The sequence below is a fragment of the Pantoea agglomerans genome (assembly GCF_020149765.1).
Classification (GTDB): Bacteria; Pseudomonadota; Gammaproteobacteria; order Enterobacterales; family Enterobacteriaceae; genus Pantoea; species Pantoea alvi.
In genome coordinates this window covers 3,992,821-4,019,614 of record NZ_CP083809.1, presented here as the reverse complement: position 1 = coordinate 4,019,614, position 26,794 = coordinate 3,992,821, and the positions used below count along the sequence as shown (strand labels likewise).

Annotated in this window: 24 protein-coding genes and 1 pseudogene; 9 read left to right on the top strand and 16 right to left on the bottom strand. The window is 58.6% G+C overall.

Annotation, left to right across the window (positions count from 1 at the left end; genetic code table 11):
* Positions 1-341 precede the first annotated feature (341 nt).
* The 5 genes from typA (at position 342) to fabY (ending at position 5,293) form a co-directional block, all read left to right on the top strand.
* Entirely contained in the window at positions 342-2,162 is a 1,821-nt protein-coding gene (gene typA / locus LB453_RS21835; protein ID WP_033792919.1) for a ribosome-dependent GTPase TypA, read from the top strand.
* A 220-nt stretch (positions 2,163-2,382) separates the two neighbouring features.
* Positions 2,383-2,979 (top strand): glucose-1-phosphatase, encoded by a 597-nt coding sequence (gene yihX, locus LB453_RS21830; RefSeq protein WP_103797564.1) that lies wholly within the window; start codon positions 2,383-2,385, stop codon positions 2,977-2,979.
* Positions 2,980-2,982: 3 nt separating this feature from the next.
* The gene (locus LB453_RS21825; protein WP_103797583.1) at positions 2,983-3,852 is read left to right on the top strand and encodes a virulence factor BrkB family protein; all 870 of its coding nucleotides are present in this window, start codon (positions 2,983-2,985) and stop codon (positions 3,850-3,852) included.
* Positions 3,849-4,286 carry a D-aminoacyl-tRNA deacylase gene (dtd, locus tag LB453_RS21820; RefSeq protein ID WP_103797565.1) on the top strand — a complete coding sequence of 146 codons (438 nt, stop codon included), beginning with the start codon at positions 3,849-3,851 and terminating at the stop codon, positions 4,284-4,286. Before LB453_RS21825 ends, dtd begins: the two co-directional genes overlap by 4 nt.
* Positions 4,287-4,345: 59 nt before the next feature.
* Positions 4,346-5,293, top strand: a complete 948-nt coding sequence (gene fabY / locus LB453_RS21815; RefSeq protein ID WP_103797566.1) for a fatty acid biosynthesis protein FabY — start codon at positions 4,346-4,348, stop codon at positions 5,291-5,293.
* A gap of 36 nt (positions 5,294-5,329) precedes the next feature.
* On the opposite strand, the gene LB453_RS21810 is transcribed toward fabY, so the two are convergent.
* The 7 genes from LB453_RS21810 to gmk form a co-directional block, all read right to left on the bottom strand.
* Positions 5,330-7,009, bottom strand: a complete 1,680-nt coding sequence (locus LB453_RS21810) for an AsmA family protein (protein ID WP_103797584.1) — start codon at positions 7,007-7,009, stop codon at positions 5,330-5,332.
* 120 nt (positions 7,010-7,129) lie between these two features.
* Positions 7,130-8,515 carry a nucleobase:cation symporter-2 family protein gene (locus tag LB453_RS21805; RefSeq protein WP_103797567.1) on the bottom strand — a complete coding sequence of 462 codons (1,386 nt, stop codon included), beginning with the start codon at positions 8,513-8,515 and terminating at the stop codon, positions 7,130-7,132.
* Between the two features lie 122 nt (positions 8,516-8,637).
* Positions 8,638-10,716, bottom strand: coding sequence for an ATP-dependent DNA helicase RecG (gene recG / locus LB453_RS21800; protein WP_103797568.1), 2,079 nt, complete (start codon positions 10,714-10,716; stop codon positions 8,638-8,640).
* Positions 10,713-11,411, bottom strand: coding sequence for a tRNA (guanosine(18)-2'-O)-methyltransferase TrmH (gene trmH / locus LB453_RS21795; RefSeq protein ID WP_103797569.1), 699 nt, complete (start codon positions 11,409-11,411; stop codon positions 10,713-10,715). The genes recG and trmH overlap by 4 nt, the downstream gene beginning before the upstream one ends.
* Positions 11,412-11,414: 3 nt before the next feature.
* Positions 11,415-13,523, bottom strand: coding sequence for a bifunctional GTP diphosphokinase/guanosine-3',5'-bis pyrophosphate 3'-pyrophosphohydrolase (spoT, locus tag LB453_RS21790; protein ID WP_103797570.1), 2,109 nt, complete (start codon positions 13,521-13,523; stop codon positions 11,415-11,417).
* A 20-nt stretch (positions 13,524-13,543) separates the two neighbouring features.
* Positions 13,544-13,819 carry a DNA-directed RNA polymerase subunit omega gene (gene rpoZ, locus LB453_RS21785; RefSeq protein WP_013511051.1) on the bottom strand — a complete coding sequence of 92 codons (276 nt, stop codon included), beginning with the start codon at positions 13,817-13,819 and terminating at the stop codon, positions 13,544-13,546.
* Between the two features lie 54 nt (positions 13,820-13,873).
* A complete protein-coding gene (gmk, locus tag LB453_RS21780) occupies positions 13,874-14,497 on the bottom strand; it encodes a guanylate kinase (RefSeq protein WP_103797571.1) in 624 nt (207 codons plus the stop codon).
* A 242-nt stretch (positions 14,498-14,739) separates the two neighbouring features.
* On the opposite strand from gmk, the pseudogene ligB reads away from it, so the two are divergent.
* Positions 14,740-16,483: pseudogene (gene ligB, locus LB453_RS21775) on the top strand (NAD-dependent DNA ligase LigB); the annotation flags it as partial.
* On the opposite strand, the gene LB453_RS21770 reads toward ligB, so the two are convergent.
* The 7 genes from LB453_RS21770 to LB453_RS21740 all read right to left on the bottom strand — a co-directional run bounded on the left by LB453_RS21770 (position 16,424) and on the right by LB453_RS21740 (position 22,774).
* On the bottom strand, positions 16,424-17,041 hold the full coding sequence (locus tag LB453_RS21770) for a trimeric intracellular cation channel family protein (RefSeq protein ID WP_103797572.1): 618 nt from the start codon (positions 17,039-17,041) through the stop codon (positions 16,424-16,426). The pseudogene ligB and the gene LB453_RS21770 sit on opposite strands and share 60 nt — an antisense overlap.
* A 382-nt stretch (positions 17,042-17,423) precedes the next feature.
* Complete coding sequence (locus tag LB453_RS21765) at positions 17,424-18,068, bottom strand: oligosaccharide flippase family protein (protein ID WP_103797573.1); 645 nt, start codon at positions 18,066-18,068, stop codon at positions 17,424-17,426.
* Between the two features lie 71 nt (positions 18,069-18,139).
* Entirely contained in the window at positions 18,140-18,391 is a 252-nt protein-coding gene (locus tag LB453_RS21760; protein ID WP_224481578.1) for a hypothetical protein, read from the bottom strand.
* Positions 18,392-18,840: 449 nt separating this feature from the next.
* Positions 18,841-19,236, bottom strand: a complete 396-nt coding sequence (locus LB453_RS21755; RefSeq protein ID WP_103797575.1) for a polyketide cyclase — start codon at positions 19,234-19,236, stop codon at positions 18,841-18,843.
* Between the two features lie 118 nt (positions 19,237-19,354).
* Entirely contained in the window at positions 19,355-20,491 is a 1,137-nt protein-coding gene (locus tag LB453_RS21750) for an alanine racemase (protein WP_103797576.1), read from the bottom strand.
* 111 nt (positions 20,492-20,602) lie between these two features.
* Positions 20,603-21,526 (bottom strand): kdo(2)-lipid IV(A) palmitoleoyltransferase, encoded by a 924-nt coding sequence (lpxP, locus tag LB453_RS21745; RefSeq protein WP_224481577.1) that lies wholly within the window; start codon positions 21,524-21,526, stop codon positions 20,603-20,605.
* Positions 21,527-21,910: 384 nt separating this feature from the next.
* On the bottom strand, positions 21,911-22,774 hold the full coding sequence (locus LB453_RS21740; protein WP_033754290.1) for a YicC/YloC family endoribonuclease: 864 nt from the start codon (positions 22,772-22,774) through the stop codon (positions 21,911-21,913).
* A gap of 158 nt (positions 22,775-22,932) precedes the next feature.
* On the opposite strand from LB453_RS21740, the gene LB453_RS21735 reads away from it, so the two are divergent.
* Positions 22,933-23,364 carry a DUF3574 domain-containing protein gene (locus LB453_RS21735; protein WP_103797578.1) on the top strand — a complete coding sequence of 144 codons (432 nt, stop codon included), beginning with the start codon at positions 22,933-22,935 and terminating at the stop codon, positions 23,362-23,364.
* Between the two features lie 34 nt (positions 23,365-23,398).
* Here the strand turns inward: LB453_RS21735 and LB453_RS21730 are convergent, their stop codons facing one another.
* Positions 23,399-24,583: a NupC/NupG family nucleoside CNT transporter gene (locus LB453_RS21730; protein WP_103797579.1), complete on the bottom strand. Its 1,185-nt coding sequence runs from the start codon at positions 24,581-24,583 to the stop codon at positions 23,399-23,401.
* Positions 24,584-24,729: 146 nt separating this feature from the next.
* Here LB453_RS21730 and rph point away from each other — a divergent pair, with 146 nt between their 5' ends.
* Together rph and pyrE are read left to right on the top strand one after the other, a co-directional pair.
* The gene (gene rph, locus LB453_RS21725; protein ID WP_103797580.1) at positions 24,730-25,446 is read left to right on the top strand and encodes a ribonuclease PH; all 717 of its coding nucleotides are present in this window, start codon (positions 24,730-24,732) and stop codon (positions 25,444-25,446) included.
* Between the two features lie 49 nt (positions 25,447-25,495).
* Positions 25,496-26,137: an orotate phosphoribosyltransferase gene (gene pyrE / locus LB453_RS21720; protein WP_033754300.1), complete on the top strand. Its 642-nt coding sequence runs from the start codon at positions 25,496-25,498 to the stop codon at positions 26,135-26,137.
* 54 nt (positions 26,138-26,191) lie between these two features.
* Here the strand turns inward: pyrE and slmA are convergent, their stop codons facing one another.
* On the bottom strand, positions 26,192-26,788 hold the full coding sequence (slmA, locus tag LB453_RS21715) for a nucleoid occlusion factor SlmA (RefSeq protein WP_048782857.1): 597 nt from the start codon (positions 26,786-26,788) through the stop codon (positions 26,192-26,194).
* Between the last annotated feature and the right edge of the window lie 6 nt (positions 26,789-26,794).

The following is a 26,794-nucleotide window of genomic DNA, read 5'->3' as shown; positions in this document are numbered from 1 at the left end:
CTCGGCAAGCTCTGCAACTGTCGTGCAACTGCTGTTTTCGCTTGAAAGAGATAAAGCGAATTCTGTGCCAACTTTCTTTAACAAGGCTAAATCCCGCCTGCGCGCACCCTTTTGTTGCCAGCGCGCTGCACCAGGCTGGTAACTTTGCACCAAAAACGTGCTTCAGTGCATTTCATAAGCACCAAAAGAGTGCAAACCCCCAACTTAGTGCATTAACTGCACCGCATCCAGCGCAAATTTCCGCCATTGCAATAAACTTCAGGTGAAAAGTGTGATCGTGTTCAGTATCCCGCTTAATCCGTGTACAATAGCGCGCTATTTCTAATGCCTGAGGCAAAGTTGTGATCGAAAATTTGCGTAACATCGCCATCATCGCGCACGTAGACCATGGTAAGACCACCCTGGTTGATAAGCTGCTGCAACAGTCCGGTACCTTTGACGCGCGTACCGAAGCGACTGAGCGTGTGATGGACTCCAACGATTTGGAGAAAGAGCGTGGAATTACCATCCTCGCTAAAAACACCGCTATCAAATGGAATGACTACCGTATCAACATCGTTGATACCCCGGGACACGCCGACTTTGGTGGCGAGGTAGAGCGCGTCATGTCCATGGTTGATTCGGTGCTGCTGGTTGTCGATGCGATGGATGGCCCTATGCCGCAAACTCGCTTCGTGACCAAAAAAGCCTTTGCCCATGGTTTGAAGCCGATTGTTGTTATCAACAAGATTGACCGTCCGGGCGCGCGTCCTGACTGGGTTGTAGACCAGGTGTTCGACCTGTTCGTCAACCTGGACGCTACCGACGAGCAGCTTGATTTCCCAATTATTTACGCGTCTGCGCTGCAGGGCATCGCCGGTCTGGATCACACCGACATGGCTGAAGATATGACCCCGCTGTACCAGGCGATCGTTGAGCACGTTTCTCCGCCGCAGGTTGAAGTTGACGCGCCGCTGCAGATGCAGATTTCGCAGCTGGACTACAACAACTATCTGGGCGTGATCGGCATCGGCCGCATCAAGCGCGGCAAAATCAAGCCGAACCAGCAGGTTACCGTTATCGACAGCGAAGGCAAAACGCGCAACGGTAAAGTCGGTAAAGTGCTGGGCCACCTGGGCCTGGAGCGTATCGATACCGACCTGGCGGAAGCGGGCGACATCGTTGCGATCACCGGTCTGGGCGAGCTGAATATCTCCGATACCATCTGCGACCCGCAGAACGTAGAGGCGCTGCCGGCGCTGAGCGTCGACGAACCGACCGTGACCATGTTCTTCAACGTTAACACCTCGCCGTTCTGCGGTCAGGAAGGCAAGTATGTGACCTCACGTCAGATCCTTGAGCGCCTGAACAAAGAGCTGGTGCACAACGTTGCGCTGCGCGTTGAAGAAACCGAAGACGCAGACGCGTTCCGCGTATCGGGCCGTGGCGAACTGCACCTGTCGGTGCTGATCGAAAACATGCGTCGCGAAGGCTTCGAGCTGGCGGTATCTCGTCCGAAAGTTATCTTCCGTGAAATCGACGGCCGTAAACAAGAGCCGTTCGAGAACGTTACGCTGGATATCGAAGAGAACAACCAGGGCGCGGTTATGCAAGCCATGGGCGAGCGTAAAGGCGATCTGAAAAACATGGATCCAGATGGCAAAGGCCGCGTACGTCTTGACTACGTTATCCCGAGCCGTGGTCTGATCGGCTTCCGTAACGAATTCATGACCATGACTTCAGGTACCGGTCTGCTCTATTCCACCTTCAGCCACTACGACGACATCCGTCCGGGCGAAGTGGGCCAGCGTCAGAACGGCGTGCTGATCTCTAACGGCCAGGGTAAAGCGGTTGCCTTCGCCCTGTTCGGTCTGCAGGATCGCGGCAAGCTCTTCCTGGGCCACGGTGCGGAAGTCTATGAAGGCCAGATCATCGGTATTCACAGCCGCTCCAACGACCTGACCGTTAACTGCCTGACCGGTAAGAAGCTGACCAACATGCGTGCTTCCGGTACGGATGAAGCGACGACGCTGGTGCCGCCGGTGAAGATGACCCTTGAGCAGGCCATCGAATTCATCGATGACGACGAGCTGGTTGAAGTTACGCCGCAGTCGGTCCGTATCCGTAAGCGTCACCTGACCGAAAACGACCGCAAACGCGCGTCGCGTGGTCCGAAAGAGTAAGACGTTTTGCTCTGATAAAAAGCCCCGTTCAGCGGGGCTTTTTTATTTCTGCCGCCATTCTGATTCGCGCTATCCCGCCGTAACAGCCCAGCCTGCCGCCTGCGCGCGCTAAACCCCTATGCGTCATCTTCCATAACGGATTTTTCTCCTGCCTGTTACCTGTTCAGCCCCTGGTTTTGCCGCTAGAGTGAATGATCCAGGGAACCAGAGGAGTAACGACATGTTGTACATTTTTGATTTAGGCAATGTGATTGTTGATATCGATTTTAACCGCGTACTGGGCGTCTGGAGTGACCTCGGCCGCGTACCGCTGGCGATGTTGCAGAGTCGCTTTCAGATGGACGAGGCGTTTGAGCAGCACGAGCGCGGCGAAATCAGCGACGAACATTTCGCTGCGGAGCTGTGCGAGCGACTCGACATCGCGCTGAGCTACGAACAGTTTGTGGCGGGCTGGCAGGCGGTATTTATGGGCGCACGCGCCGATACGCTGGCGCTGATGAACCAGCTGCGCGCCGACGGGCATCGCGTGGTAATCCTCTCCAACACCAATAAGTTGCATACGGAGTTCTGGCCGACGCAGTATCCGGAAGTGCGCGCCGCGGCAGACGCCATCTATCTCTCGCAAGAGCTGGGCATGCGCAAGCCTGAGCCGCGCATCTTTGAACATGTGCTGCAGCAAGAGGGCTACCGCGCCGACCAGGCGGTTTTCTTTGACGACAACGCCGATAATATTGCCGGTGCTGAGGCGCTGGGCATCAGAAGCGTACTGGTGACCGACAGCAAAACCGTGCCGACCTGGCTGGCAAGCCACCGCTGAATGATGAGGTCGCGCCCTGTTATTTCGACCTGCCACGCGCTCTGGCTGTGGATCAGGCTGCTGTGGAAACGCATCGACGACGACAATATGACGACGCAGGCCGGTAACCTGGCCTTTGTTTCGTTGCTGGCGCTGGTGCCGCTGATCGCCGTGGTGTTCGCGCTGTTCTCTGCGTTTCCGGTCTTTTCAGAAGTCAGCGTTCAGCTGAAAAACTTTATCTTTACCAATTTCGTGCCGGCGACCGGCAACGTCGTGGAGCGCTATCTGGATCAGTTCGTCGCCAACGTGCACCGCATGACGGCGCTGGGGGCGATAGGACTGATCGTTACCGCGCTGCTGTTGATGCATTCGGTTGATACCGCGCTCAACACCATCTGGCGCAGCCATAAAAAGCGGCCGCTGGTTTACTCTTTCGCCGTCTACTGGATGATCCTGACGCTGGGGCCGCTGCTGGCCGGTGCCAGCCTGGCGATCAGCTCTTATCTGCTGTCGCTGCGCTGGATAAGCGCCAGCGGCGTTTACGGCATTATCGATCAGGTGCTGCGCGTCTTTCCGCTGCTGCTCTCCTGGTTCGCGTTCTGGCTCCTTTACAGCATAGTGCCGACGCGCAGCGTGCCGTCGCGCGACGCCCTGATCGGCGCGCTGGTGGCGGGCGCGCTGTTCGAGCTGGGTAAAAAAGGCTTTGCTCTCTATGTTACGATGTTTCCTTCATACCAGCTGATTTATGGCGTGCTGGCGGTTATTCCTATCCTGTTTCTCTGGGTCTACTGGACCTGGTGTATTGTGTTGTTAGGCGCGGAAATCACCGCGACGCTGGGCGACTATCGCCACTTAAAACAGCAGGAAAGCGAAAAAGAACGAGAGGTTGCATGATTGCGTTGATTCAACGAGTGCTTAATGCCAGCGTCAGCGTGGATCGCGCGGTGGTGGGTGAAATTGGCTCTGGCTTGCTGGTTCTGCTGGGAGTAGAAAAAGGGGATGACGAAAAGCGCGCCGAGCGCCTGGCGGAGAAGGTGCTGGGCTACCGTATTTTCAGCGACGAGCAGGGAAAAATGAACCTGAACGTCCAGCAGGCGGGCGGCAGCGTGCTGGTGGTGTCGCAGTTTACGCTGGCGGCGGATACGCAAAAAGGGATGCGCCCCTCTTTTTCCGGCGGCGCGGCGCCCGCCGAGGCGAACCGCCTGTATGAATATTTCAGCGACTGCTGCCGTCGCCAGGGCGTAACCACCGCCAACGGACGCTTCGCCGCCGATATGCAGGTCGCGCTGGTCAACGATGGTCCTGTGACCTTCTGGTTGCAGGTGTGAGTCTGGCAGCCGAGCGGCACGGGATCGGCCACGCAAGCTCTGAACGAGAGAACCACTTTATGTATCATCTTCGGGTACCGCAAACTGCGGAAGAGCTGGATATGTACTACCAGTTCCGCTGGGAAATGCTACGCAAGCCGCTGCGCCAGCCGCAGGGCTCGGAGCGGGACGGCTGGGACGCGCTGGCGCATCATCAGATGGTGGTGGACGAGCATGGCCAGCCGGTGGCCGCCGGACGTCTCTATATCAACGCCGACAATGAAGCGTCGATTCGCTTCCTCGCCGTCCATCCGTCGGTTCAGGGCAAAGGGCTGGGCACGCTGGTGGCGATGACGCTGGAATCGGTGGCGCGGCAGGAGGGCGTGAAGCGCGTGACCTGCGCCGCGCGGGAAGACGCGGTCGAGTTCTTCGCCAAGCTGGGCTATCTCAATCAGGGAGAGATCACCGCGCCGCAGACTACGCCGGTGCGCCACTTCCTGATGATTAAGCCGGTGGTCACGCTGGACGATATTCTGCACCGCGCCGACTGGTGCGGGCAGCTGCAGCAGGCCTGGTATGACAATATCCCGCTCAGCGAGAAGATGGGCGTGCGCATTTTGCAGTTTACCGGGCAGAAATTTATCACCACCATGCCGGAAACCGGCAACCAGAACCCGCACCACACGCTGTTCGCTGGCAGCCTCTTCTCGCTGGCGACGCTCACCGGCTGGGGATTGATCTGGCTGCTGCTGCGCGAGCGCCACCTTGGCGGCACCATCATTCTCGCGGACGCCCATATTCGCTACAGCAAACCGATCGCCGGACGTCCGGGTGCAATTGCCGATATCGGCTCGATGAGCGGCGATCTGGATCGGCTGGCGCGTGGCCGAAAAGCGCGCGTGCGTCTTGAGGTCGAGCTGTTTGGCAATGAAGAGCCGGGGGCGGTGTTTGAAGGGGTCTATATCGTACTGCCTGCCGATCCCGACGAACCGCTGGAAGAGGGCGGTTCCGGCGCGCGCATCAACTAAACCCTCAGGGCCGAATCATCGGCCCTGAGAGGTCCTTTATTTCACTTCGCCCGCCTGCATCTGCTGCTGAACCTGCTGCGTATCGGTGCGCAGCGAGAGCGAGCCGTTCGCCGAGGCGCTCAGCGGCGTGCCCGCCTTCAGCGAAGCGTTGAGCTGAAGCTGGAAATTGCTGGGACCGCTCGCCGGCAGCGCAGGCCAGCCCCAGTTTTGCAGCACGCTGGCAGGCACCGCCTGGCCTTTCAGCGTCAGCGCCACCGGGCGATCCGGCTGCTGGCCGACGCTGGCCGATCCCTCCAGAAGCCCGTTGCCGCTAAAGGCGCTCATCTCCGTGATCTGAATCTGCCGATCATCGGCGATAAGCGACAGCGACGGGTGACGCAGGTCGGCGCGGTTAAAGGTTGCTTCGGCGGCATTAAGGCTCAGCTTGCCTGACCAGATCCCCCACTGATGCTGACGCGCCAGCAGCAGATTTTCGCCGCTGCCCTCCAGCGAGGTCATCTGAAACGGAAACGCCGGATTGATATCGATAATCAGGTTGCGGCTGGAGGTGAAGCGGCGCACTTCCAGCGAGTCGAGCCAGCCCGGCAGCGCCGCCTGCCAGCGATCGCGCCAGCTCTCCGGCAGGGTATATTCCAGTCCGGCGACCGCCAGATTGTTCAGCGTCAGACGCTTGTCGCTGCGGCTCCAGCTGCCGTCAGCGCGGATCACGCCGTTGACCCAGCGTGAGCTGAACTGGGTAAGCGCGATGCCCTGCGGCGACAGATCGAGATTGAGGATCGGATCGTTAAGCTCGAAGCGGCCGTTGATAAAGTTGCTGGCGTTCAGCGACAGGGAACCGTCGTCGCTGCGCCAGTCGTCCCCCTGCCACGTAAGGTTTTTCAGCGTCAGATCGAGATCGGTGACCGCCCAGTCTGGACCCTGAAGGCGCGCGTCGGTCATATCGAGGCGGTTAATGGTGACGGAAGGCAGCGCCTGAATCGGGCGCAGAAAATCCGCCAGGCTCTGGGCGGTTTGCAGGCGAATATCGTTGAGGCGAAGCTGGCGGATCAGCCAGTTGCCCTGGGCGTCGCGCTCGGCGCTGCCGGTCATTGAACCGCGCGCCAGATCGGCACCGACGTTGCTGAACAACATACGGCCCTTCGTGACGCTGCCCTGAATCAGCACGTTAGCGCCTGACACCTTGTTGAGCGTCATAGTGCCGGCGCTCATCTGAAACTGCGCGTCGCTGCCGAGCATGCTCTTCGCCGTAGGGATCCACGGCATAATGCCGCCGTTTACCTGCTGGGCCGCCAGCGGCAGCGGCGTCTCTAGACTGTCGATGCGCATATTGTTCAGCTGCAGGCGTCGCGCCTGGAAAGGCAGGGCGTTGCCAGGCGTCAGGTTCGCCAGGTTCACCACGCCGTCGCGCAGCTCGATGCTGCCGAAATTCAGCGGGTCGCTGAACTGCAGCAGGGCGAGCCCGAGATCGACGCGCTTCGCCACCACCGCGGCCGGCTGGCCGTCGTGGCCAAAGCTGAAGTTGTCGAGAATGATGTGCGAGGGCGAGGAGAAGTTATGCTCTATCTTGCTGAGGGAGAGATGCCAGGCGGTTTTATCGCTAACGTAGCGGCTGAACCAGCCTGCGCCCCATTGCGTCTGCAACAGAACGTAGATCACCACCAGGCTCAGCACCAGCAGTAACAGTACCGTAAGAAAAAATTTTCCAAGAAATTTCATTGTATCCATCCCGCCATCTTTCCGGTCAGTGCTTGTTATGCCTGAATTACCGTTGTAGCTCAACAGCCTGGATGTAAATACGAATAAATAGCAGAGGCGGGCCGCAGCCCGCCGGAGAGGTTACTTTTCCTGGGGGAAGATCAGGTTGAGCACGATGGCGGTGATGCCGCCAGCGGCAATGCCGGAAGAGAGCAGGGTCTTCAGCCAGTCAGGCGCGAACTGCAGGATCAGCGGCTGCTGCGATACGCCCAGCCCGACCGCCAGCGACAGGGCGATAATCATAATCGCGCGGCGGTTCAGCGGCTCGCGCGACACGATGCGCACGCCGGACGCGGCAATGGTGCCGAACATCACGATGGTCGCGCCGCCCAGCACCGGTTCCGGAATATGCTGCACGAAACCGCTTACCGCCGGAAACAGACCCAGCACGATCAGCATCAGCGCCACCACAAAGCCGACGTAGCGGCTGGCAACGCCGGTCAGCTGGATCACGCCGTTGTTCTGGCCGAAGCAGGAGTTGGGAAAGGTATTGAACAGCGCAGAGACAAAGGAGTTCAGCCCGTTCGCCAGCACGCCGCCTTTCAGGCGCTGCATATAGAGCGGGCCGCTGACCGGCTGCTCTGACACGTCCGAGGTGGCGGTAATATCGCCGATCGTCTCCAGTGACGTGACCATAAACACCAGCATCAGCGGAAGCAGCAGGTTCCAGTCAAAGCCCAGGCCGTAGTAGAGCGGCGTCGGCACCGCCATCAGCGGCTGGCTGGTCGACGCGACGGTTTGCGGCAGCATATCCATCAGCCAGGCGGCGAGATAGCCGATCGCCATGGCGATAACCAGCGACGCGACGCGCAGCCAGGGGTTGCGCTGGCGGTTGAGCACAATAATCACCGCCAGCACCAGGCCCGCCAGCAGCAGGTTCTTCGGCGCGCCGAAGCTGTGATCGTTCATCGCCGCGAAGCCGCCGCCAATGGAGGTCAGCCCGACCTGAATCAGCGACAGGCCGATAATCATCACCACGATGCCAGAGACCAGCGGCGTAATAATGCGGCGCGCCAGGTGAAGCACGCGCGACAGCAGCATCTCGGTACAGGAGGCGACCATCAGGGTGCCGAACAGCGCCGCCATCATGGTTGGCACGTCGGCGCCGCCGTTTTTCAGCGCCATGCCGCCCATAATCAGGGGGGTAACGAAGTTAAAGCTGGTGCCCTGAATCGACAGCAGGCCCGAGCCGACCGGACCCCAGGTTTTGATTTGCAGCACGGAGGCGACGCCGGAGGCGAACAGCGACATGCTGATAATGTGCTGCGTATCCTGCGCAGGCAGGCCCAGCGCCTGACAAATCAGCAGCGCGGGCGTGATCACCGCCACGAACATCGCCAGCAGATGCTGACCGGCAGCAAACAGCGTTTGCGGCAGCGGCGGGCGATCATCAAGGCGGTAAATCAGCTCGCTCTGGCGCGGCGTTGTCGGTTGATGAAGTGTGGCGTCTGGTTGATTAACGGACATAAAGTGGCTTCCCAATCTGCGAAGAGGGGGATTTTAAACCGCTGCGGGCTGAAAGCAATCGTTTGCCAGCCTTTTGTTGCGCGTGCGCAGGCAAAAGCGCTGCCGGGGCAAACAGAGGAGGATTAAACGTTGGTATAGCGCGCGGTTTCCGGCAGCCAGCGCTCAATCAGCGCCTGTGCCTGTTCAGGGTAGTGCTGGTGGATATGGCGCGCCACGCGCTGCACTTCCGGCACCATCGCCTGATCGCGCAGCAGATCCGCGACCTTGAATTCAGCGTTGCCGGTCTGGCGCGTGCCGAGCAGTTCGCCAGGACCGCGGATCTCCAGATCGTGCTGGGCGATGACGAAGCCGTCGTTGCTGTCGCGCAGCACCTGCAAACGACGCTGCGCGGTTTTGCTCAGCGGCGCTTTATAGAGCAGCACGCAGTGCGATGCCACCGCGCCGCGCCCGACGCGCCCGCGCAGCTGATGCAGCTGCGCCAGGCCCAGGCGTTCCGGGTTTTCAATAATCATCAGGCTGGCGTTAGGCACGTCGACGCCGACTTCAATCACCGTGGTCGCCACCAGCAGCTGCATCTCATTGGCCTTAAAGGCCGCCATCACCGCCTGTTTTTCCGCAGGCTTCATGCGGCCGTGTACCAGACCGATATTCAGGTCGGGCAGCGCGACTTTCAGCGCTTCCCAGCTCGCTTCCGCGGCCTGCGCCTCCAGCAGATCGGACTCTTCGATCAGCGTACAGACCCAGTAAGCCTGGCGACCTTCCTGGCAGGCGTGACGCACGCGCGCGATAATGTCGTCGCGGCGGCTGTCGGGGATTGCAACGGTGGTAACCGGCGTACGGCCTGGCGGCAGTTCGTCGATGGTCGAGGTGTCGAGATCGGCGTAGGCGGTCATCGCCAGGGTACGTGGAATCGGCGTGGCGGTCATAATCAGCTGATGCGGATGAAAGCCCTGCTCTTCGCCTTTCTCCCACAGCGCCAGCCGCTGATGCACGCCGAAACGATGCTGCTCATCAATAATCACCAGCGCCAGGCCGTTGAACTGCACCTGCTCCTGGAACAGCGCATGGGTACCGACCACCATCGCCACCTGGCCGATGGCAATCGCCTCCTGCTGCGCCTGACGCGCTTTGCCTTTCTGCTTGCCAGCCAGCCAGCCGACCTCGATGCCGAGCGGCGCGAACCAGCTGCGGAAGTTATTCGCGTGCTGCTCTGCCAGCAGTTCGGTGGGTGCCATCAGCGCCACCTGCTTGCCGTGCGCAATAACGTCAAGCGCCGCCAGCGCCGCAACCAGGGTTTTACCGGAGCCGACGTCGCCCTGCACCAGGCGCATCATCGGAAAATCGTTGGCCAGATCGCGCTCAATCTCCTGTACCACGCGTTTTTGCGCGTTAGTCGGGGAGAAGGGCAGCGCCGCCAGCAGTTTGTCGCTCAGGGTGTGGCGCGGCGTCATCGGCAGCGCGTAATAGCGCTGCGCCCCGGCGCGCACCGCCAGCATGCTGAGGTTGTGCGCCAGCAGCTCTTCGAGGATCAGGCGACGCTGCGCCGGATGACGGCCGTGCTCCAGCTCGCTCAGGCGCAGGTCCGGCGGCGGGCGATGCAGCGTGCGCAGCGCTTCCGGCAGGCTAATCAGCCCCTGCGCCAGCTCCTGCGGCAGCAGCTCCGCGATCGGCACGCTCTCCAGCAGCGTCAGCGCCTGATCGGTAAGGCTGCGCAGCGTGGCCTGACGAATGCCTTCGGTGGTGGGATAGACCGGCGTCAGGGTCTCTTCCAGCGTGACCGGGCTCTGCTCGCCCTGAACGCGATATTCAGGGTGAATAATTTCCGCGCCGCGCTGGCCGCGCTTGATCTCGCCGTAGGCGGTCACGCGACGGCCTGGCGCCAGGCTGTTCTTCATTCCGGCATTGAAGTTGAAGAAACGCATGGTCAGCACGCCGCTGCCGTCGCTGATCTGACACACCAGCATGCGGCGTCTGCCAAAGGAGATGTCGGACTGCAAGACTTCGCCCTCTACCGTCGCCCAGATGCCGGGCAGCAGATCGTTGATAGCGTAGAGCTGGGTGCGGTCTTCGTAGCGTAGCGGGAGGTGGAGCAGCAGATCCTGAATGGTATGCAGGCCGAGCTTAGCCAGCTTCGCCGCCTGACTGGCGCCGACGCCGGTCAGGGTACTGAGCGGAATGGCATCCAGCAGGCGGCCTTTCATTTCTTTTTCCCCGTGGCCTGCATACTGGCCCACCAGTCGGCGTCAGCTTCCACTTCGCCCAGCGCGTTGATATGCGGATAGGGCAGGCCTTTCTGCTTTGCCACGCGCGCCAGCACCGGATAGCCGCCTTCGAACAGCAGCCGCTGCTGCTCCTCTTCATCCAGCAGGCTGTGCTGACGCTGGTACATTCCCGCATTCTGCCGCTGGCGCTGCGCTTCATACAGGATCAGCGCGGAGGCCACGGAAACGTTGAGCGACTGCACCATACCGACCATCGGGATAATAATATCGCGGTCGGCCAGCGCCAGCGCTTCGGCGGTGATGCCGGTTTTTTCCTGGCCCATCAGAATGCAGGTCGGGCGCGTGTAGTCTATTTCGCGGAAATCGACCGCTCTGGCCGACAGGTTGGTCGCCAGCACCTGCATGCCGCGATCTTTCAGGTGGGTAACCGCCTGGGCGATATTGCGATGCGTTTTGACCTTTACCCAGCTGTTGCTGCCGGCGGAAGCGGAGACCATAGTGCGCATCCGCTCGCTGGGCCAGACGGCATGTACTTCATGAATGCCCACCGCATCCGCCGTGCGGATCACCGCCGATACGTTGTGCGGCTTGTGTACCTGTTCCATACAGACGGTGAGGTCGTGCTGGCGCAGCGCCAGCATCTCCTGAATACGAGCAAAGCGTTGGGCATTCATGCGCTAATTACGGTTACGGTGGACTTTGATCACGTCCGGCATTACGCGGATTTTGCGCATAATGTTCGCCAGATGGACGCGATCGCGCGCGGTCAGGCGGATAAAGGCGCTGTAAACGCGGCCGTCGCGCTCTTCGGTATTGAGACTCTGGATATTCGAGCCTGCGGTATTGATCGCCGCCGTCAGGTTCGCCAGCGCGCCCTGATGGTTAAACATGTCGACCTTTATTTCCGCCACGAACTCCTGATCGGTGACCTTATCCCACTCCACCGGCATGAATTTTTCCGGCTCTTTCTGGTAGCCGCGAATATTGCGACAGGATTCGTGATGCACCACCAGCCCCTTGCCAGGGCTGACATGGGCCACGACAGGATCGCCGGGAATGGGGCGGCAGCACTTGGCGAAGGTGATAAGGACGCCGTCCGCGCCTTTGATCGGCAGCTTGCCGCGTTTGCTGCTGCTCGGCGGCGTGGCGCTGGTTGACTGCAGCAGGTTCTTCGCCACCACTACGCTCATGGCGTTGCCGAGGCCAATCTCCGCCAGCAGGTCGTCCAGCGACGTCAGCTTCATGCGATCCAGCTCTTGCTTGATATTCTCGGGCGGGATCTCTGCCAGCTTGCGGCTGCCGCCGAGCGCGTGGCTCAGCAGACGACGGCCGAGATTAACGGAGTCTTCGCGCTTGAGGTTTTTCAGCAGCTGACGAATTTTGGCGCGCGCTTTGGAGCTGACGACAAAGTTGAGCCAGGCGGCGTTGGGACGTGCGCCCGGCGCCGTGATAATTTCTACGGTCTGCCCGCTGGTGAGCGGCTGCGACAGCGGATAGGGCTGGCGATCGACGCGCGCGCCGACGCAGGCGTGACCAATATCGGTATGTACCGCATAGGCGAAGTCCACCGGCGTTGCGCCAGCCGGCAGTTCAACGATGCGGCCTTCCGGCGTAAAGACATAGATCTCATCAGGGAAGAGATCGGATTTTACGCTCTCAATAAATTCAAAAGAGCTGCCCGCGCTCTGCTGCAGCTCCAGCAGGCTTTGCAGCCAGCGCTGGGCGCGGATCTGCGCGGTCGTGCCGCTTTCGCCCGCCTGTTTATAAGCCCAGTGCGCGGCGACCCCCATCTCTGCCATCTGATCCATATCTTCGGTACGGATCTGCACCTCAACCGGCACGCCGTGCGGTCCGATCATGGAGGTGTGCAGCGACTGATAGCCGTTGGCTTTGGGGATAGCGATATAATCTTTCATACGGCCTGGACGCGGTTTGTACAGGCTGTGCATCTGACCGAGCACGCGATAGCAGGTGTCCACATCCTTCACGATCACGCGGAAAGCGTAGATATCCATGATGGAGTGAAAGCGCTGCTCTTTCAGCGTCATTTTGCGGTAGATAGAGTAGAGATGTTTTTCACGGCCGCTGACGCGACAGGGAATACCCGCTTCCTGCAGACGCCCGTCGATTTCGGACAGGATCTTCTGAATCATCTCTTTGCGGTTGCCGCGCGCCGCTTTCACCACCTCTTTAATCACGCGATAGCGATTCGGGTAGAGCGCCTCAAAGCCCAGCTCTTCCAGCTCGGTTTTCAGGTGATGGATACCCAGGCGATGCGCCAGCGGACTGTAGATCTCCAGGGTTTCCAGCGCGATGCGGCGTCGCTTGTCCGGACGCAGCGCGCCCAGCGTGCGCATATTGTGCGTGCGATCGGCCAGCTTGATGAGGATGACGCGGATATCCTGCACCATCGCCATGATCATCTTGCGGAAGTTCTCTGCCTGCGCCTCTTTCTTGTCGCGGAAGGTGAGCTTATCCAGCTTCGATACCCCTTCCACCAGCTCCGCCACGCTTTTGCCGAACAGCTGCTCCATATCCTGATAGGTGGCCGGCGTGTCTTCAATCACGTCGTGCAGCAGCGCGGCCATCAGCGTTTCATGGTCGAGCTTCATCTCCGCCAGGATGCAGGCGACGGCAACAGGATGGGTAATGTAGGGCTCGCCGCTGGAGCGTGTCTGTCCCTCGTGAGCATCACGTGCGACAAGATACGCTTGCTGGAGGCGCTTGATTTGCTCCTCCGGCAGGTATTTTTCAATCAGCTGATTGAGGCTTTCAAACAGATACAAGGTTGGCCTGCAGGTTGCTGTTAACGACGACCTTCAGCGATAGCGGTAACGGCCTGTAATTCAGCGGCTTCCTGCTCTTGCTGTTCCTGACGATCGCGCACGTCAAGGATCTGGTTAGTGATCAGGCCTTCTTCGATTTCGCGCAGGGCGATAACGGTGGCTTTATCGTTCTCTTCCGGAACCAGCGGATCTTTGCCGCCTACCTGCATCTGACGTGCACGACGTGCAGCGACCAACACCAGGTCAAAACGGTTACCAATTTTTTCTACTGCGTCCTGAACGGTTACGCGTGCCATAGGTGTGCTACTCCACAGATGAAGAAATGACTGGGCATAATACTGAAACTGACTTCAGACTGCCAATAGTTTGCTGATTAAAGCATCGTGGCGCGCCTTCTGGCGCCCCATGCGCAGGCGTTCAGCGCGGATGATGGTCTTCAGATCTGACAGCGCCAGATCGAAATCATCATTGATAATTAAATAGTCGTATTCGGCGTAGTGGCTCATCTCGGAGACCGCCTGCGCCATGCGGCGGGCAATCACCTCTTCGCTGTCCTGGCCGCGACCGCGCAGGCGGCGATCCAGCTCATCCTGCGAAGGCGGCAGCACAAAGATGCTGCGCGCGGCGGGCATTTTCGCACGGATCTGCTGCGCGCCCTGCCAGTCAATATCGAGGAACACATCGACGCCGGTCGAGAGCACCTGCTCAATCGCCTTACGCGACGTACCGTAGTAGTTGTCGAAGACCTTTGCATGCTCGAGGAAGGCGTCTTCCGCGATCATCGCTTCAAATTCATCTTTCGAGACGAAGTAATAGTGTTCGCCATGGACTTCGCCGGGACGCATGCCGCGGGTGGTGTGAGAAACAGACACCTGCGTATCGTACAGCGGTTGTGTCTTCAGTAACGCCTGAATCAGGCTGGATTTACCCGCGCCGCTGGGGGCGGAAACAATAAAAAGCGTGCCTTGAGCCATGGTCTTCTTGAATTGAGTAAAGAGCGGAGTCGATTTCCTGCACAGTATACACGGCTTAAGGCCGTCACGCAGCGTTTGCGCATGACGCTGCGCTAAATCTTTTGCGGCGCGGCGCGTAAAACAGCGCTTATCGGCCTGCAAAAGGCGTCTTTTTCTGCCTGCGCCGTTCCGTTCTCTCTCTTTGACTCTCGCTCTGCAGCTGCCGTGCCGCTTCAATAGGCGAAACCTTGAGGAGGCATATGATGAAAACGAGGTTACGCCAGCTGCTGTGCCTGCTGCTACTGGCTGCCGGTTCAGCGCAGGCGCTTTGCCCGGCATGGACGCCTGCGCGCGCCGGAGATGAAATCGCCCGCCTGCAGCAGCAGCTGCAGCGCTGGGACGACGCCTACTATCGCGACGGCAAAAGCCTGGTCAGCGATGCGGACTACGACACGCTGCTGCAGCGGTTGAAAAGCTGGCAGCGCTGCTTCGCGCCCACCCGGCCCGTTTATGCGTCTCAGCTGCCTGTCAGCGGAAAAGCCGCGCATCCGGTCGCGCATACCGGCGTCAAAAAATTACGCGATAAGCTGGCGCTGGCGTACTGGATGCAGGATCGGCGGGATTTATGGGTGCAGCCGAAAATCGACGGCGTCGCGGTAACGCTGGTTTACGAGGCGGGAAAGCTGGCGGCGCTCACGAGCCGCGGTGATGGCCTGCACGGCGAGTCCTGGCTCTCGAAAGCGGCCTGGATTCCCGCGATTCCGCTGAAGATTGAGAGCGATGCGCCGCGGGTGGTGTTGCAGGGTGAACTCTTTCTGAAGATGACCGATCATCAGCAGTCGCGCGACGGCGGCAAAAACGCCCGGGCGCAGGTGGCGGGCGCGCTGATGAGTCAGACGCCAGGTCCGCTGCTGGCCGATATCGGTCTGTTTATCTGGGCGTGGCCGGATGGGCCGGCCACAATGACGGAGCGTTTGCAACAGCTTGCCGCCTGGGGACTAACGCTGGCGCAAACGTGGAGCCAGCCCGTACGCGACGAGGAGGAGGTCGCGGGCTGGCGCGATCGCTGGTTCAACGCGCCGCTTCCCTTCGCAACTGACGGCGTGGTGGTGCATCAGGGGATGCGTCCCGCCGGAAAAAGCTGGATGCCAGGGGAAGGCGACTGGGCGGTCGCGTGGAAATTTCAGCCGCCGGACGTTACCAGCGAAGTGCGGTCAGTGGACTTTACAATCGGCCGCACCGGCAATATCACCGTGGTACTCACTCTTCAGCCGGTGGCTCTCGACGACAAAATCGTCCGTCGGGTAAACATCGGCTCGCTGCGGCGCTGGCGCACATGGGACGTTATCGCAGGCGATCAGGTGGCCATTAGCCTGGCGGGCCAGGGCATCCCGCGTCTGGAAAGAGTGATATGGCGAGTCGCCAGACGCGACTACCCGCAGCCGCCGGATGCGGAAAGCTTTACGCCACTCAGCTGCCTGAGCGTTACGCCCCGCTGCCGCCAGCAGCTGCTGGCGCGTCTGAGCTGGCTGAGTCAGAAATCGGTGCTGAATATTGCCGGCGTGCAGCACAGCACCTGGCTGCGGTTGCTGGAGAACCGCGCCATGTCGCATCTCTTCTCCTGGCTGACGCTGACGCCAGAGCAAATCGCCCAGAGCTCAGGCATCAGCCCGACGCGCGCACAGCAGCTCTGGCACCGGTTCAACCTGACGCGCCAGCAGCCGCTGCGCCGCTGGATCGGCGCGCTAGGCATTCCGCTTCCCCGGCGCGCGCTAAACGCTTTGCCGGATATGACATGGGATGAGGTGCAGCAGCGCGACGTGCAGCAGTGGCAGGCGCTGCCGGGCGTCGGCGCGATCCTGGCGCAGCGCATTCACGCGATGCTGCAGGACGCGCGGGTGCAAAAGCTGATCGCCTTTCTGCGACAGCAGGGCATCCCGGACGAGGTCAGTGTTCCGGGTGGGGATAGTTGAAAACGGGCAGGCCGAGCCGAAAGCGCAGCGCCAGCAGGCGCGCCAGAAAACCGAACAGCAGGGTAATAATTACCACCGCCTCATGCGCCAGCGAGGTTTTCAGCAGCAGGATATAGATCCAGCCGGAGGCGAAGGCGATGCCGGCATAGAGCTCTTTCTGAAACACCAGCGGAATACGGTTACAGAACATATCGCGCAGCACGCCGCCAAATACGCCGGTGATCACCGCGGCGATAGCGGCAATAATCATCGCATGGCCGCTGTCCAGCGCCACCTGCGCGCCGATAATTGAGAAGACCACCAGGCCCAGCGCATCCAGCACCAGGAAGACTTTGCGCAGGTGGTTCATTAGCGGCGCAAGCCAGGTAGTAAGCACGGCGGCGGCGGCAACAATCATGATGTATTCCGGATGCTTCACCCAGCCGAGCGGGTAGTGACCCAGTAAAATATCCCGCACCGATCCGCCGCCAATCGCCGTTACCGAAGCGATGATAATGACGCCGAACAGATCCATTTTGCGTCGTCCGGCGGCCAGCGCGCCGGTCATGGCTTCCGCCGTAATGCCGATAATATAGAGGACGGTTAATAACATAGCGGGCTCCAGAGGGTGGGCGGCAAGGCTACGGGGTGAGTTTAATGTCAGCAACCGAAATGGCTCAGGCGATCGCTCTACATCAGTTTAACTTATGGCGGCCTGCGGAAAAACGCTGATGTAGCAGCAAAGGGAACGCACCGCTGCGGCAAAATGATAAGAAAAGCGAATTGCTATAACAGCGGGTGATGAAAGCAAGAGTGCTGTAAAGCCAGCAGGGAGAGGATAAAAGGCGCGGTTTAGCTGGTCAGGCCTGTTTGCGGCAGAAATAAAAAATTAGCCCAGATAAGTCGGCTGGATAAAAAAGAAAAAAGCGTGCTGTCGCCAGCACGCGAACGCATCTTTTTAGATGCCCAGAGCCCACCATACAGACTTATTTTTATTATGCGATTCTTGCGCGAATGCGGCTGTAATCTTTGAGATTAAAACGATATTCCGGCTGAAAGCTCGCGCGGCCGTAATAGCAGTAGATCAGCATACGTACGGAGGCCATTGCCAGATAACCCCAGATGGCACACAGCACCGACGGCGTCAGCCAGACGGTAAATAAGGTCACGCCAAGTCCAAAAAGCACCGACAGCGTTTCAGTAAAGGCGATGCGGGTATATTGTTTTTCGCGCTGTAAAATGGCGCGATAATGCTGTCCCTGCGGAATAATAATAAAAACAACAGAGGCCATTTCCAGCATAATAGCCAGTTCAGGCTGCTGCAGGTAGTTGCCAATTAAATCGCTGCCGGTAAAGAGCACGGCGAAAATAACCAGGCTCAGCAGCATATTTCCCCAGTAAAGCATCGACTGCTCGCGCACTGACAGGGTGCCACTGCGGATCAGCGCATTTGAAAAGCTGCGGTCAGCCAGCGTATCGATGACCAGCAGCCCGATAATGGCGATTGCCAGCAGGTTTAGCTCGTTAGCCTGCAGAATTTGCGCCAGTAAAGAGAGCTGAAGTACCCCGATGCCGATGATTTTAATTGATGAAAGAATCGACCACTTTGCGCCAGAAAAGCTTCGTTCACGTATCGCCATGATATGCTCGTTAGGTACAGGTACCGAGTAAAGTGTGACGCATGAAATAGCAGGCTATTTCACACCAGTAATTAATGCCATTCGCCTGCGCGAAGTCCAGACGCAGTACGCCAGGCCTCACCTGTTATTATTGATTCAATGCGATGGATTTCTGAAACGTAAATAATTTCCCCGTTATTATTATTATCCCGGGACAGGGCCGTCTTTTCTGTGGTTAACAGAAAAGCGGCCAGGTCCTGGGCAAATCCTTTTATATTTTTATATTCTCCAGCCAGCATCCTGCCGGCGATCTCAACAAGTTCATCTTCTGACAGCAGAGCCATAGTTGAGCAGTCCATTTTTTATTTCCTGGTGTTGTTATTTTAAGTGTTGCTGTGTGTGTGGCTAATTTATACCTCGTTTTTTTTAAATTCACACCATAAGAAAACTCCGATAACGCCGCTGCAGAAATAAATGGTTTCACTCTTTGCATGAAATTTTTTTAACTTCCGTTCTAAAGGTTTATTAATCGTTGTGCAGTAAAAAGCGCAAACCGTGGGGATAAAAAATGCGCAGGCGCTGAGAATGCATGTATTTCAGGCGTTACAGCGAAGCGGTAGCGCCCGCTGTCCAGGAATTTTCCCGGATAACGGGCTTTAACGAATCTGTTGTGAATGAGGAAAGTTGCTTATGAAAAACGGAAAAGCGCTTATGCGTTTTTATCAAACTTTTTTCACTTTTCTGAGCCGAAAGGCCCAGCCATGACTAAAGATCGGCGGCTTCTTCGCCGTTTTTACCGGGTAAGCAGGTTATTAAGGCGGGCAAGATCGCTTCTTACCCATTCAATATCCTGAGAAAATTTTTCGTCAGACATAAGCGGCTGGCGATAAACCACCATGACAACTTCAGCGCCCTGTTCATTCGCCACCACGCGCATCGGCATATAAATCTCTTTACCAAAGCCGCTGTCAATCCAGTGATCCATCACGCCGAACGGATTATGCGGCGTAAAGCGGAGCTTTACTGAACCTTCAGGCCCGCGGGCGCGCCAGTAACCGTTCTCCTGCTCCAGCGTGCTGCTGCTCAGCCCGGAGGCCCATCTGGCGAAATATTCCGGCTTCCAGATGGTTTCATATAAATCTAACCAGTTACGCGCAATGGTCTGACTGACAATCTGAGACAACAGCATGCTACCTCCGGAACCGGGTGAAAAAGGCATTAAAGCATGTCGGATGCAGCGGGAGAATCACGCGCAGCCAGAAGTGTGGCGCAGACGGGATTTCATCCGGCTGGGCTGCCGGGAGTCGTCAGAGAAAACGGCCGCGCGCCTCAATCGGCTGGATCTCTGCGCGGCCATCGGCGTGACGCAGCACATAGCTGTCTGACTGCGCCATAACCGCGCAGCTGTGATTGGGATAAATACGCAGCAGGGCGCCGACGCGGGGCGCGCTATCCTGCCAGACGATAAACCCATGCTCTTCCGATAGCTTGCTGACCTCATAGCAGACGCCGTTTTCATCGACGGCAACGCCGAAGCCGCTGGCATTGGTGCCGTGCGGTCCCTTGTCCGAGCTCAGCATTTTGGATCCGGCATCGATAATGGCGAAATGGCGATTTACCGCCACCACGCGGACGATCACGCTCAGTGCCAGCTCGTCAACGCGGCTCAGGCCGAGACGGCAGGCGGTCAGATCGAGCAGGGCATAATTCCCCGGCCGGATCTCATCGGTCCCCTCGGCCACCGGCGCGGCGAGCGCGGTGGGCGTCGCGCCGACGGAGACAGGGCAGTTGGCAAAACCAGCAGCGCGCAGCTGCTCTTGCACATGCTGCATCAGTCGCACCTCCTGCAGAGCGATCTCCGCAATAGCGTCACGATCCCCCGCGCCGTAGGCGTGCCCGGCGTGCGACACCAGACCAGCGAAGCGCAGTCGCGCCGCCTGGATAGCCTGTGCCACCCTTAGCGCGTCGTCGCGCTGCGGATCGACGCCAATGCGATGCAGCCCGACATCAACCTTGATCGCGACGCCAGCATCGGCATCAGGCTGCTGGCGCAGCGCTTCGGCAATAGCGGCTACGCCGTGCGGCGCATCGGCAATCAGCGTAACCTTCGCCTGATGCTGCGCCGCCAGCGTCAGCAGCGGCGCGATGCTTTCAGCGCGAATCACCGGGTAAGCCAGCAGGATGTCGCGCTCGCCGCCGCGAATAAAGACTTCGCCTTCGCTCGGTTTGGAAACGGTGATGCCGCATGCGCCCAGCGAACGCTGGCGGCGGGCGATATAGAGGCTTTTATGGGTTTTGATATGGGGACGCAGCGTAACGCCCGCGCGGCTGGCCTTCTCCTGCATCGACAGCAGATTGGTTTCCAGCCTTTGGGCGTCAATTTCAATATAGGGCGTCAGGCGATCGTCAGGCAGAGGACGTTGCCAGCGTTGATTCATATCCATACGAGGTTCCTGCACAAACAGACAGAACCCCATCATTCAGCAATCTGCGGCGGGATGCCAGCCGCAGATAGCGAAAACCGCATCATGAGGGTTGTCATGATGCGGAGTCAGTTAAACGTAGAGCGAGGCTTCACCTGGTGGGCGGGTTTTGAAGCGGCGATGCAGCCACAGATACTGCTCCGGGGCACGCAGAATCTGGCTTTCGATGACCTTATTCATATAGGCGGCGGCGGCAGCTTCATCGGTGTGCGGGTAGTTTTCCAGCTCGGGATCGATAATCAGCTGATAACCGTAGTTATCGGGGTTGCGGATCAGCGAGATGGTCAGCATTGCCGGATTCGCCAGGCGCGACAGAACGAAGGTACCGTTGGTGGTCGCGGCTTTCTCAACCGCGAACAGCGGCGCAAAGACGCTGCCTTTCGGGCCGTAATCCTGATCCGGCGCAAACCACACCGATTCACCTTTCTTCAGCGCGTGAACCATACCGCGCAGATCGCGCCGATCGATCATCGCTTTGTTGGAGCGCATACGGCCTTTGGTCTGCGCCCACTCCATCGCCCGGTTGTTGTGCGGGCGATACATCGCCATCATCGGCTGACACAAACCGCTGATGCGGCCGCCCAACTCCAGCGACATAAAGTGTACGCCGATAACCATTACGCCGCGCTTCTGCTCCATGGCAGAGTGCAGATGGTGCAGACCCGTCACGTCGAACAGTTTTCTTACCGCGCGATCGGACCAGAACCATGCGATGCCGGTTTCCAGCAGCGCCATACCCAGCGAAGCGAAGTTGCCGGAGATCATGCGTTCCAGGTCATGTTCAGCAATGCCGGGAAAGCAAAGCTCAATATTGCGTCGGGTAATGCGTTCCCGCCGCTTGAGGAAATGGCGAGAAAGCGTGCCGGCATTGGCGCCGAGACGCATCAGAAGAGGATAAGGGAGCTGAACCAGCAGCCACAGGATGCCCAGACCAAACCAGGTTAACCAGTAACGCGGATGCAGCATTGAACGGCAGAAAGCTCCGGTCTTTTTCATAGCGCACCTTTATGTGATGAGTGTATGTATCGCATAAAGAAGCACTTCCATAAGTTCCCCAGGCGCTACAGCTTGTAGTCATTCGGACCGGCACATTAGCAAAAAGTGCCGCGAAAGAAAGTGAAACTGCGGAATCATATAGAGATAAATGTTTCATTGAGCGGGTGATTATCGTGGAGAGCAGTAACCGGCTGGATAAAATCGATAGAGCAAACAAAAGGTTGGGATAGAGGAAAAGCGGTAGACCAGAAATGGCATATTCACATTCAGAGTGGTCTGGAAATGAAAGTTTATGTTTATTTACGCAGAATTTACGCAGGGGAGCGGGAAACCTGGCTAAAAGCTCGCCCGTAGGCGAGCGCTTGTTACAGCAGGCGTCAGAGGTTATTCGATATTCTGAATCTGCTCGCGCATCTGCTCGATCAACACCTTCAGTTCAATCGCCGATGCGGTGACGTCTGCGTTGATTGACTTCGACCCCAGCGTATTCGACTCGCGGTTGAACTCCTGCATCATAAAGTCGAGGCGGCGGCCGACGGCCTCTTTTTTGCCCAGAATGTTATAGGTCTCTTTAACATGCGCTTCGAGACGATCCAGCTCTTCCGCAACGTCGATGCGCTGCGCCATCATCACCAGTTCCTGTTCGAGACGGTTGTTTTCCAGCTGCACTTCCGCCTCTTCCAGCTTCGCCACCAGACGCTCGCGCTGCCATTTCAAAATCTCAGGCATCTGGGCGCGTACTTTCGCCACTTCCTGCTTCACGCCCTCAAGACGCTGTTCAATCATCCCTTTCAGCGCGGCGCCTTCGCTTTCGCGCGCCACGATAAAGTCATCCAGCGCGCCGTCCAGCGCGCTCAGCAGCTGGGCGTTAATCGCGTCGAGATCCTGTTCCTGCGCTGACATCACGCCAGGCCAGCGCAGAATATCCATTGGATTAATGGCGCCTTCGTCGCTCTGCATCTTCACCCAGTTGGCGGCCTGCACCAGCTGCTTCGCCAGGGTTTCGTTCAGCATCAGTTCGCCCTGCGCGCCCGGATCGGCGTCGAAACGCAGGTTGCACTCAATTTTGCCGCGCGTCAGACGCTGACGAATGCGTTCGCGGATAACCGGCTCCAGGCTGCGAAACTGCTCCGGCAGACGGATATAGGTTTCAAGATAACGCTGGTTAACGGAGCGGAGTTCCCAGGCGGCGCTGCCCCAGGTGCCTTTGGCTTCGCGGCGGGCGTAAGCGGTCATACTGCGGATCATAATCGGCTACTCTTTGTCAGAAATTATGCAGCAAGTATAGCGACACCCGCCGCGCGCTAACAGGCATAAGCGCAGGTGGGTGCGAATAACGAAACATTTCCGCTTTTGCGGACAGACACTTATAGTGGCCGCTGACCCTTTTAATAAGGATTCTGCCAATGTTCCGCTCTGTAGCCCTTTCCGTGGCGCTGGCCGCGCTGCTGGCCGGTTGCCAGGCACCGCGCTCGCCCGCGCCGCCGACCAAACCGATTGCCGTGTGCGCTGGCGGCGAAATGATGATGCAGACCACGCTGTGGTTCGGCCTCAGCAAACCGCAGGGCGGAATGGTGAGCCGCTACGACTGGCAGCAGTTCCTCGATAAAGAGGTCACGCCGCGCTTCAAGGCGGGACTCAGCGTTTACGACGCCAGCGGGCAGTGGCTGGAGAAAAGCGGTAAGCTGGCGCGCGAGCCGAGCAAAGCGCTGATGCTTATTCACGGCGTGGAGAATGGCGTAAACGACGATATCGAAGCGCTGCGCACCCTTTATAAGCAGCGCTTTGGCCAGGAGTCGGTGATGCGCGTCGACGCGCCGGTGTGTGTGGGCTTCTGAGTAAAACGGCGGCTGGAAGGCCGCCGTACAACCCTTAAATAAAGAGGCCGGCGAAAGCTGCCGACAACAGGCTCACCAGCGTGGAGCCGTAGACCAGCTTCCAGCCGAACCGCGAAACCACGTTGCCCTGCTGCTCGTTCAGTCCCTTGATTGCGCCAGCAACGATGCCAATTGAGGCGACGTTGGCGAACGACACCAGAAATACCGAAAGAATGCCCAGCCCACGCGGCGTCATGCCGGCCGCCACCTTCTGCAGCTCAATCATCGCCACGAACTCATTCGCCACCAGCTTGGTCGCCATAATGCTGGCGGCCTGCAGCGCATCGGCGGCGGGAATACCAATCAGCCAGGCGAAGGGATAAAAGAGATAGCCGAGGATCTGCTGAAAGCTGTAGCCGAACAGCGCGCTGAACAGCGCATTCACTGCAGCAATCAACGCGATAAAGCCGATCAGCATCGCCAGGATAATCATCGCGACCTTAAAGCCCGCCAGAATGTACTCGCCGAGCATCTCGAAAAAGCTCTGCTCTTCGTGCAGCTTGTCGAGCTGAATGGCCTGTTCATCCTGCGCTTTGCCGGGATTGATAATCGAAAGAATAATAAAGGTGCTGAACATATTGAGCAGCAGCGCCGCGACCACATATTTCGGCTCGATCATCGTCATATAGGCGCCGACGATAGAGAGCGACACGGTGGACATCGCCGTCGCGGCCATGGTGTAGAGGCGCATCGGCGGGATATCGCCGAGGATGCCTTTATAGGCGATAAAGTTCTCGGACTGGCCAAGGATCAGCGTGCTGACGGCGTTGAACGACTCGAGCTTGCCCATGCCGTTCACTTTCGAGAGCAGCGTGCCCACCAGCCGAATCAGCAGCGGCAGGATGCGCCAGTGCTGCAGAATGCCGATAAGCGCCGAGATAAACACGATGGGGCAGAGCACGCCGAGAAAGATAAAGGCCATTCCTTGCTTGCTCATATTGCCAAAGACGAAGTCGGTGCCCTGTGCGGCGAAGGTTAGCAGCTTCTCAAAAAAGCCGCTAAAGGCGCCGACCGCCGCCTGTCCGCTGACGGAGTGCAGGAAAAACCAGCCCAGCGCGGCTTCTACTACCATCAGCTGCACGATATAACGCAGGCGTATCTGTTTGCGGTCATGACTGACCAGCAGCGCAAGGGCAAAAATCACCGCCAGCGCCAGCATGAAATGAAGAATTGAGGTCATACTTTTTATTTTTCAGTGAGTGAGGAAGGCGCATTTAGCCACAGACCGCGCGGAAATTCATCTGCCGCTGCGTCATCCCGTCAGCAAGACAGGGGACGAGGAAGTCCGTATAATGCGCAGCCAATTCATTTCAGCCGGAGATTACCATGCGTCCAGCAGGCCGAAGCGCACAGCAGGTGCGTCCCGTCACCCTGACCCGAAACTACACCAAACATGCCGAGGGCTCAGTATTGGTGGAGTTCGGCGAAACCAAAGTGCTCTGCACGGCTACCGTGGAAGAGAGTGTCCCGCGTTTCCTGAAAGGCCAGGGACAAGGATGGGTAACCGCCGAATATGGCATGCTGCCGCGCTCTACCCATAGCCGCATGGCGCGCGAAGCGGCCAAAGGCAAACAGGGCGGACGCACGCTGGAAATTCAGCGTCTGATTGCCCGTTCGCTGCGCGCGGCGGTCGATCTCAAAGCGCTGGGCGAATTCACCATCACGCTGGACTGCGATGTGATTCAGGCTGACGGCGGCACGCGTACCGCGTCGATTACCGGTGCCTGCGTGGCGCTGGCCGATGCGCTGAACAAGCTGGTGGCGGACGGCAAGCTGAAAGCTAACCCGATGAAAGGCATGGTGGCGGCGATCTCCGTTGGCATCGTCGATGGCGAAGCGCGCTGCGATCTGGAATATGTGGAAGACTCCGCCGCTGAAACCGACATGAATGTGGTTATGCTGGAAGATGGCCGCATGATCGAAGTGCAGGGCACGGCGGAAGGCGAGCCGTTCAGCCATGAGGAGTTGCTGTCGCTGCTCGCACTGGCGCGCGGCGGCATTGAAGAACTGATTCAGGCGCAGAAAGCGGCGCTGAACAACTGATTTACCAGGCGACCAGAGAGTCGCCTTTTTTTTGCGAGAGGAGTGAGAAATGAAAGCCTGGCAGCGTCAGTTTATTGAATTCGCCCTGAACAAGCAGGTGCTGAAGTTCGGCGAATTTACCCTGAAGTCTGGCCGTAAAAGCCCCTATTTTTTCAATGCCGGCCTGTTTAACAGCGGTCGCGATCTGGCACTGCTGGGCCGTTTCTATGCGCAGGCGTTAGTCGACGGCGGCGTGGATTTCGATCTGCTGTTTGGGCCTGCCTATAAAGGCATTCCTATCGCCACCACCACCGCCGTGGCGCTGGCCGATCACCATGACCGCGACGTGCCTTACTGCTTTAACCGCAAAGAGGCGAAGGACCATGGCGAAGGGGGTCTGCTGGTGGGCAGCCCGCTGGCGGGACGCGTTATGCTGGTGGATGATGTGATCACCGCCGGCACGGCGATCCGCGAGTCGATGGATATTATCAATGCGCATAACGCCACGCTGGCGGGCGTGCTGATTTCACTCGATCGGCAGGAGCGCGGACGCGGCGATATTTCAGCGATTCAGGAGGTGGAGCGCGACTATAAATGTCAGGTGACCGCCATCATTACCCTGAAGGATCTGATTAGCTACCTGGAAGAGAAGCCGGAAATGGCGGACCATCTGGCGAAAGTACGCGCCTATCAGAAAGAGTACGGTATTTAACGCCGATAGCTTCCCTTTCCCGCTCGGGAAAGGGAAGCCAGCCCGGTACGCAGCCTACACCAGCTGCGCGGCCAGCAGCGGCCAGCGGATATCGAAGTCGGCGGTCGGCCGAAAACGGAATTCCGAGCGCACGTAGCGCGACAGAATGCCCTCGCAAAAGGCCAGCAGCTGGCTTGCCAGCAGCGCCTCATCTGTCTCAAAGCCTTCACCTTCACGCATTCTGCGTTCGCGCATCACCTGACGCAGCTGTACTTCAATACGTTCAAACAGCTGATTGATACGACCCTGCAGGCGATCCTGCTCAAACATCAGCGCGTGGCCGGTCAGAATACGGGTCAGCCCGGGATTACGCTCACCAAAGCCCAGAATCAGCTGCACGATAAGACGCAGGCGCGCCATCGTCTCTTTTTCATCTTTCAGGATCAGATTGATGCGGGTAATCAGACTGTCTTCAATAAACTCAATCAGGCTGTCGAACATGCGCGTTTTGCTGGGAAAGTGGCGATAGAGCGCCGCTTCAGAAACGCCGACGTTTGCCGCCAGCTTGGCGGTGGTAATACGCTGGCTGCCGTCACTCGACTCCAGCATTTGTGCCAACGCCTGCAAAATTTCTTCGCGACGGTTCCGTTTGGCGAGTTTTTTTTCTGCCATGACCTT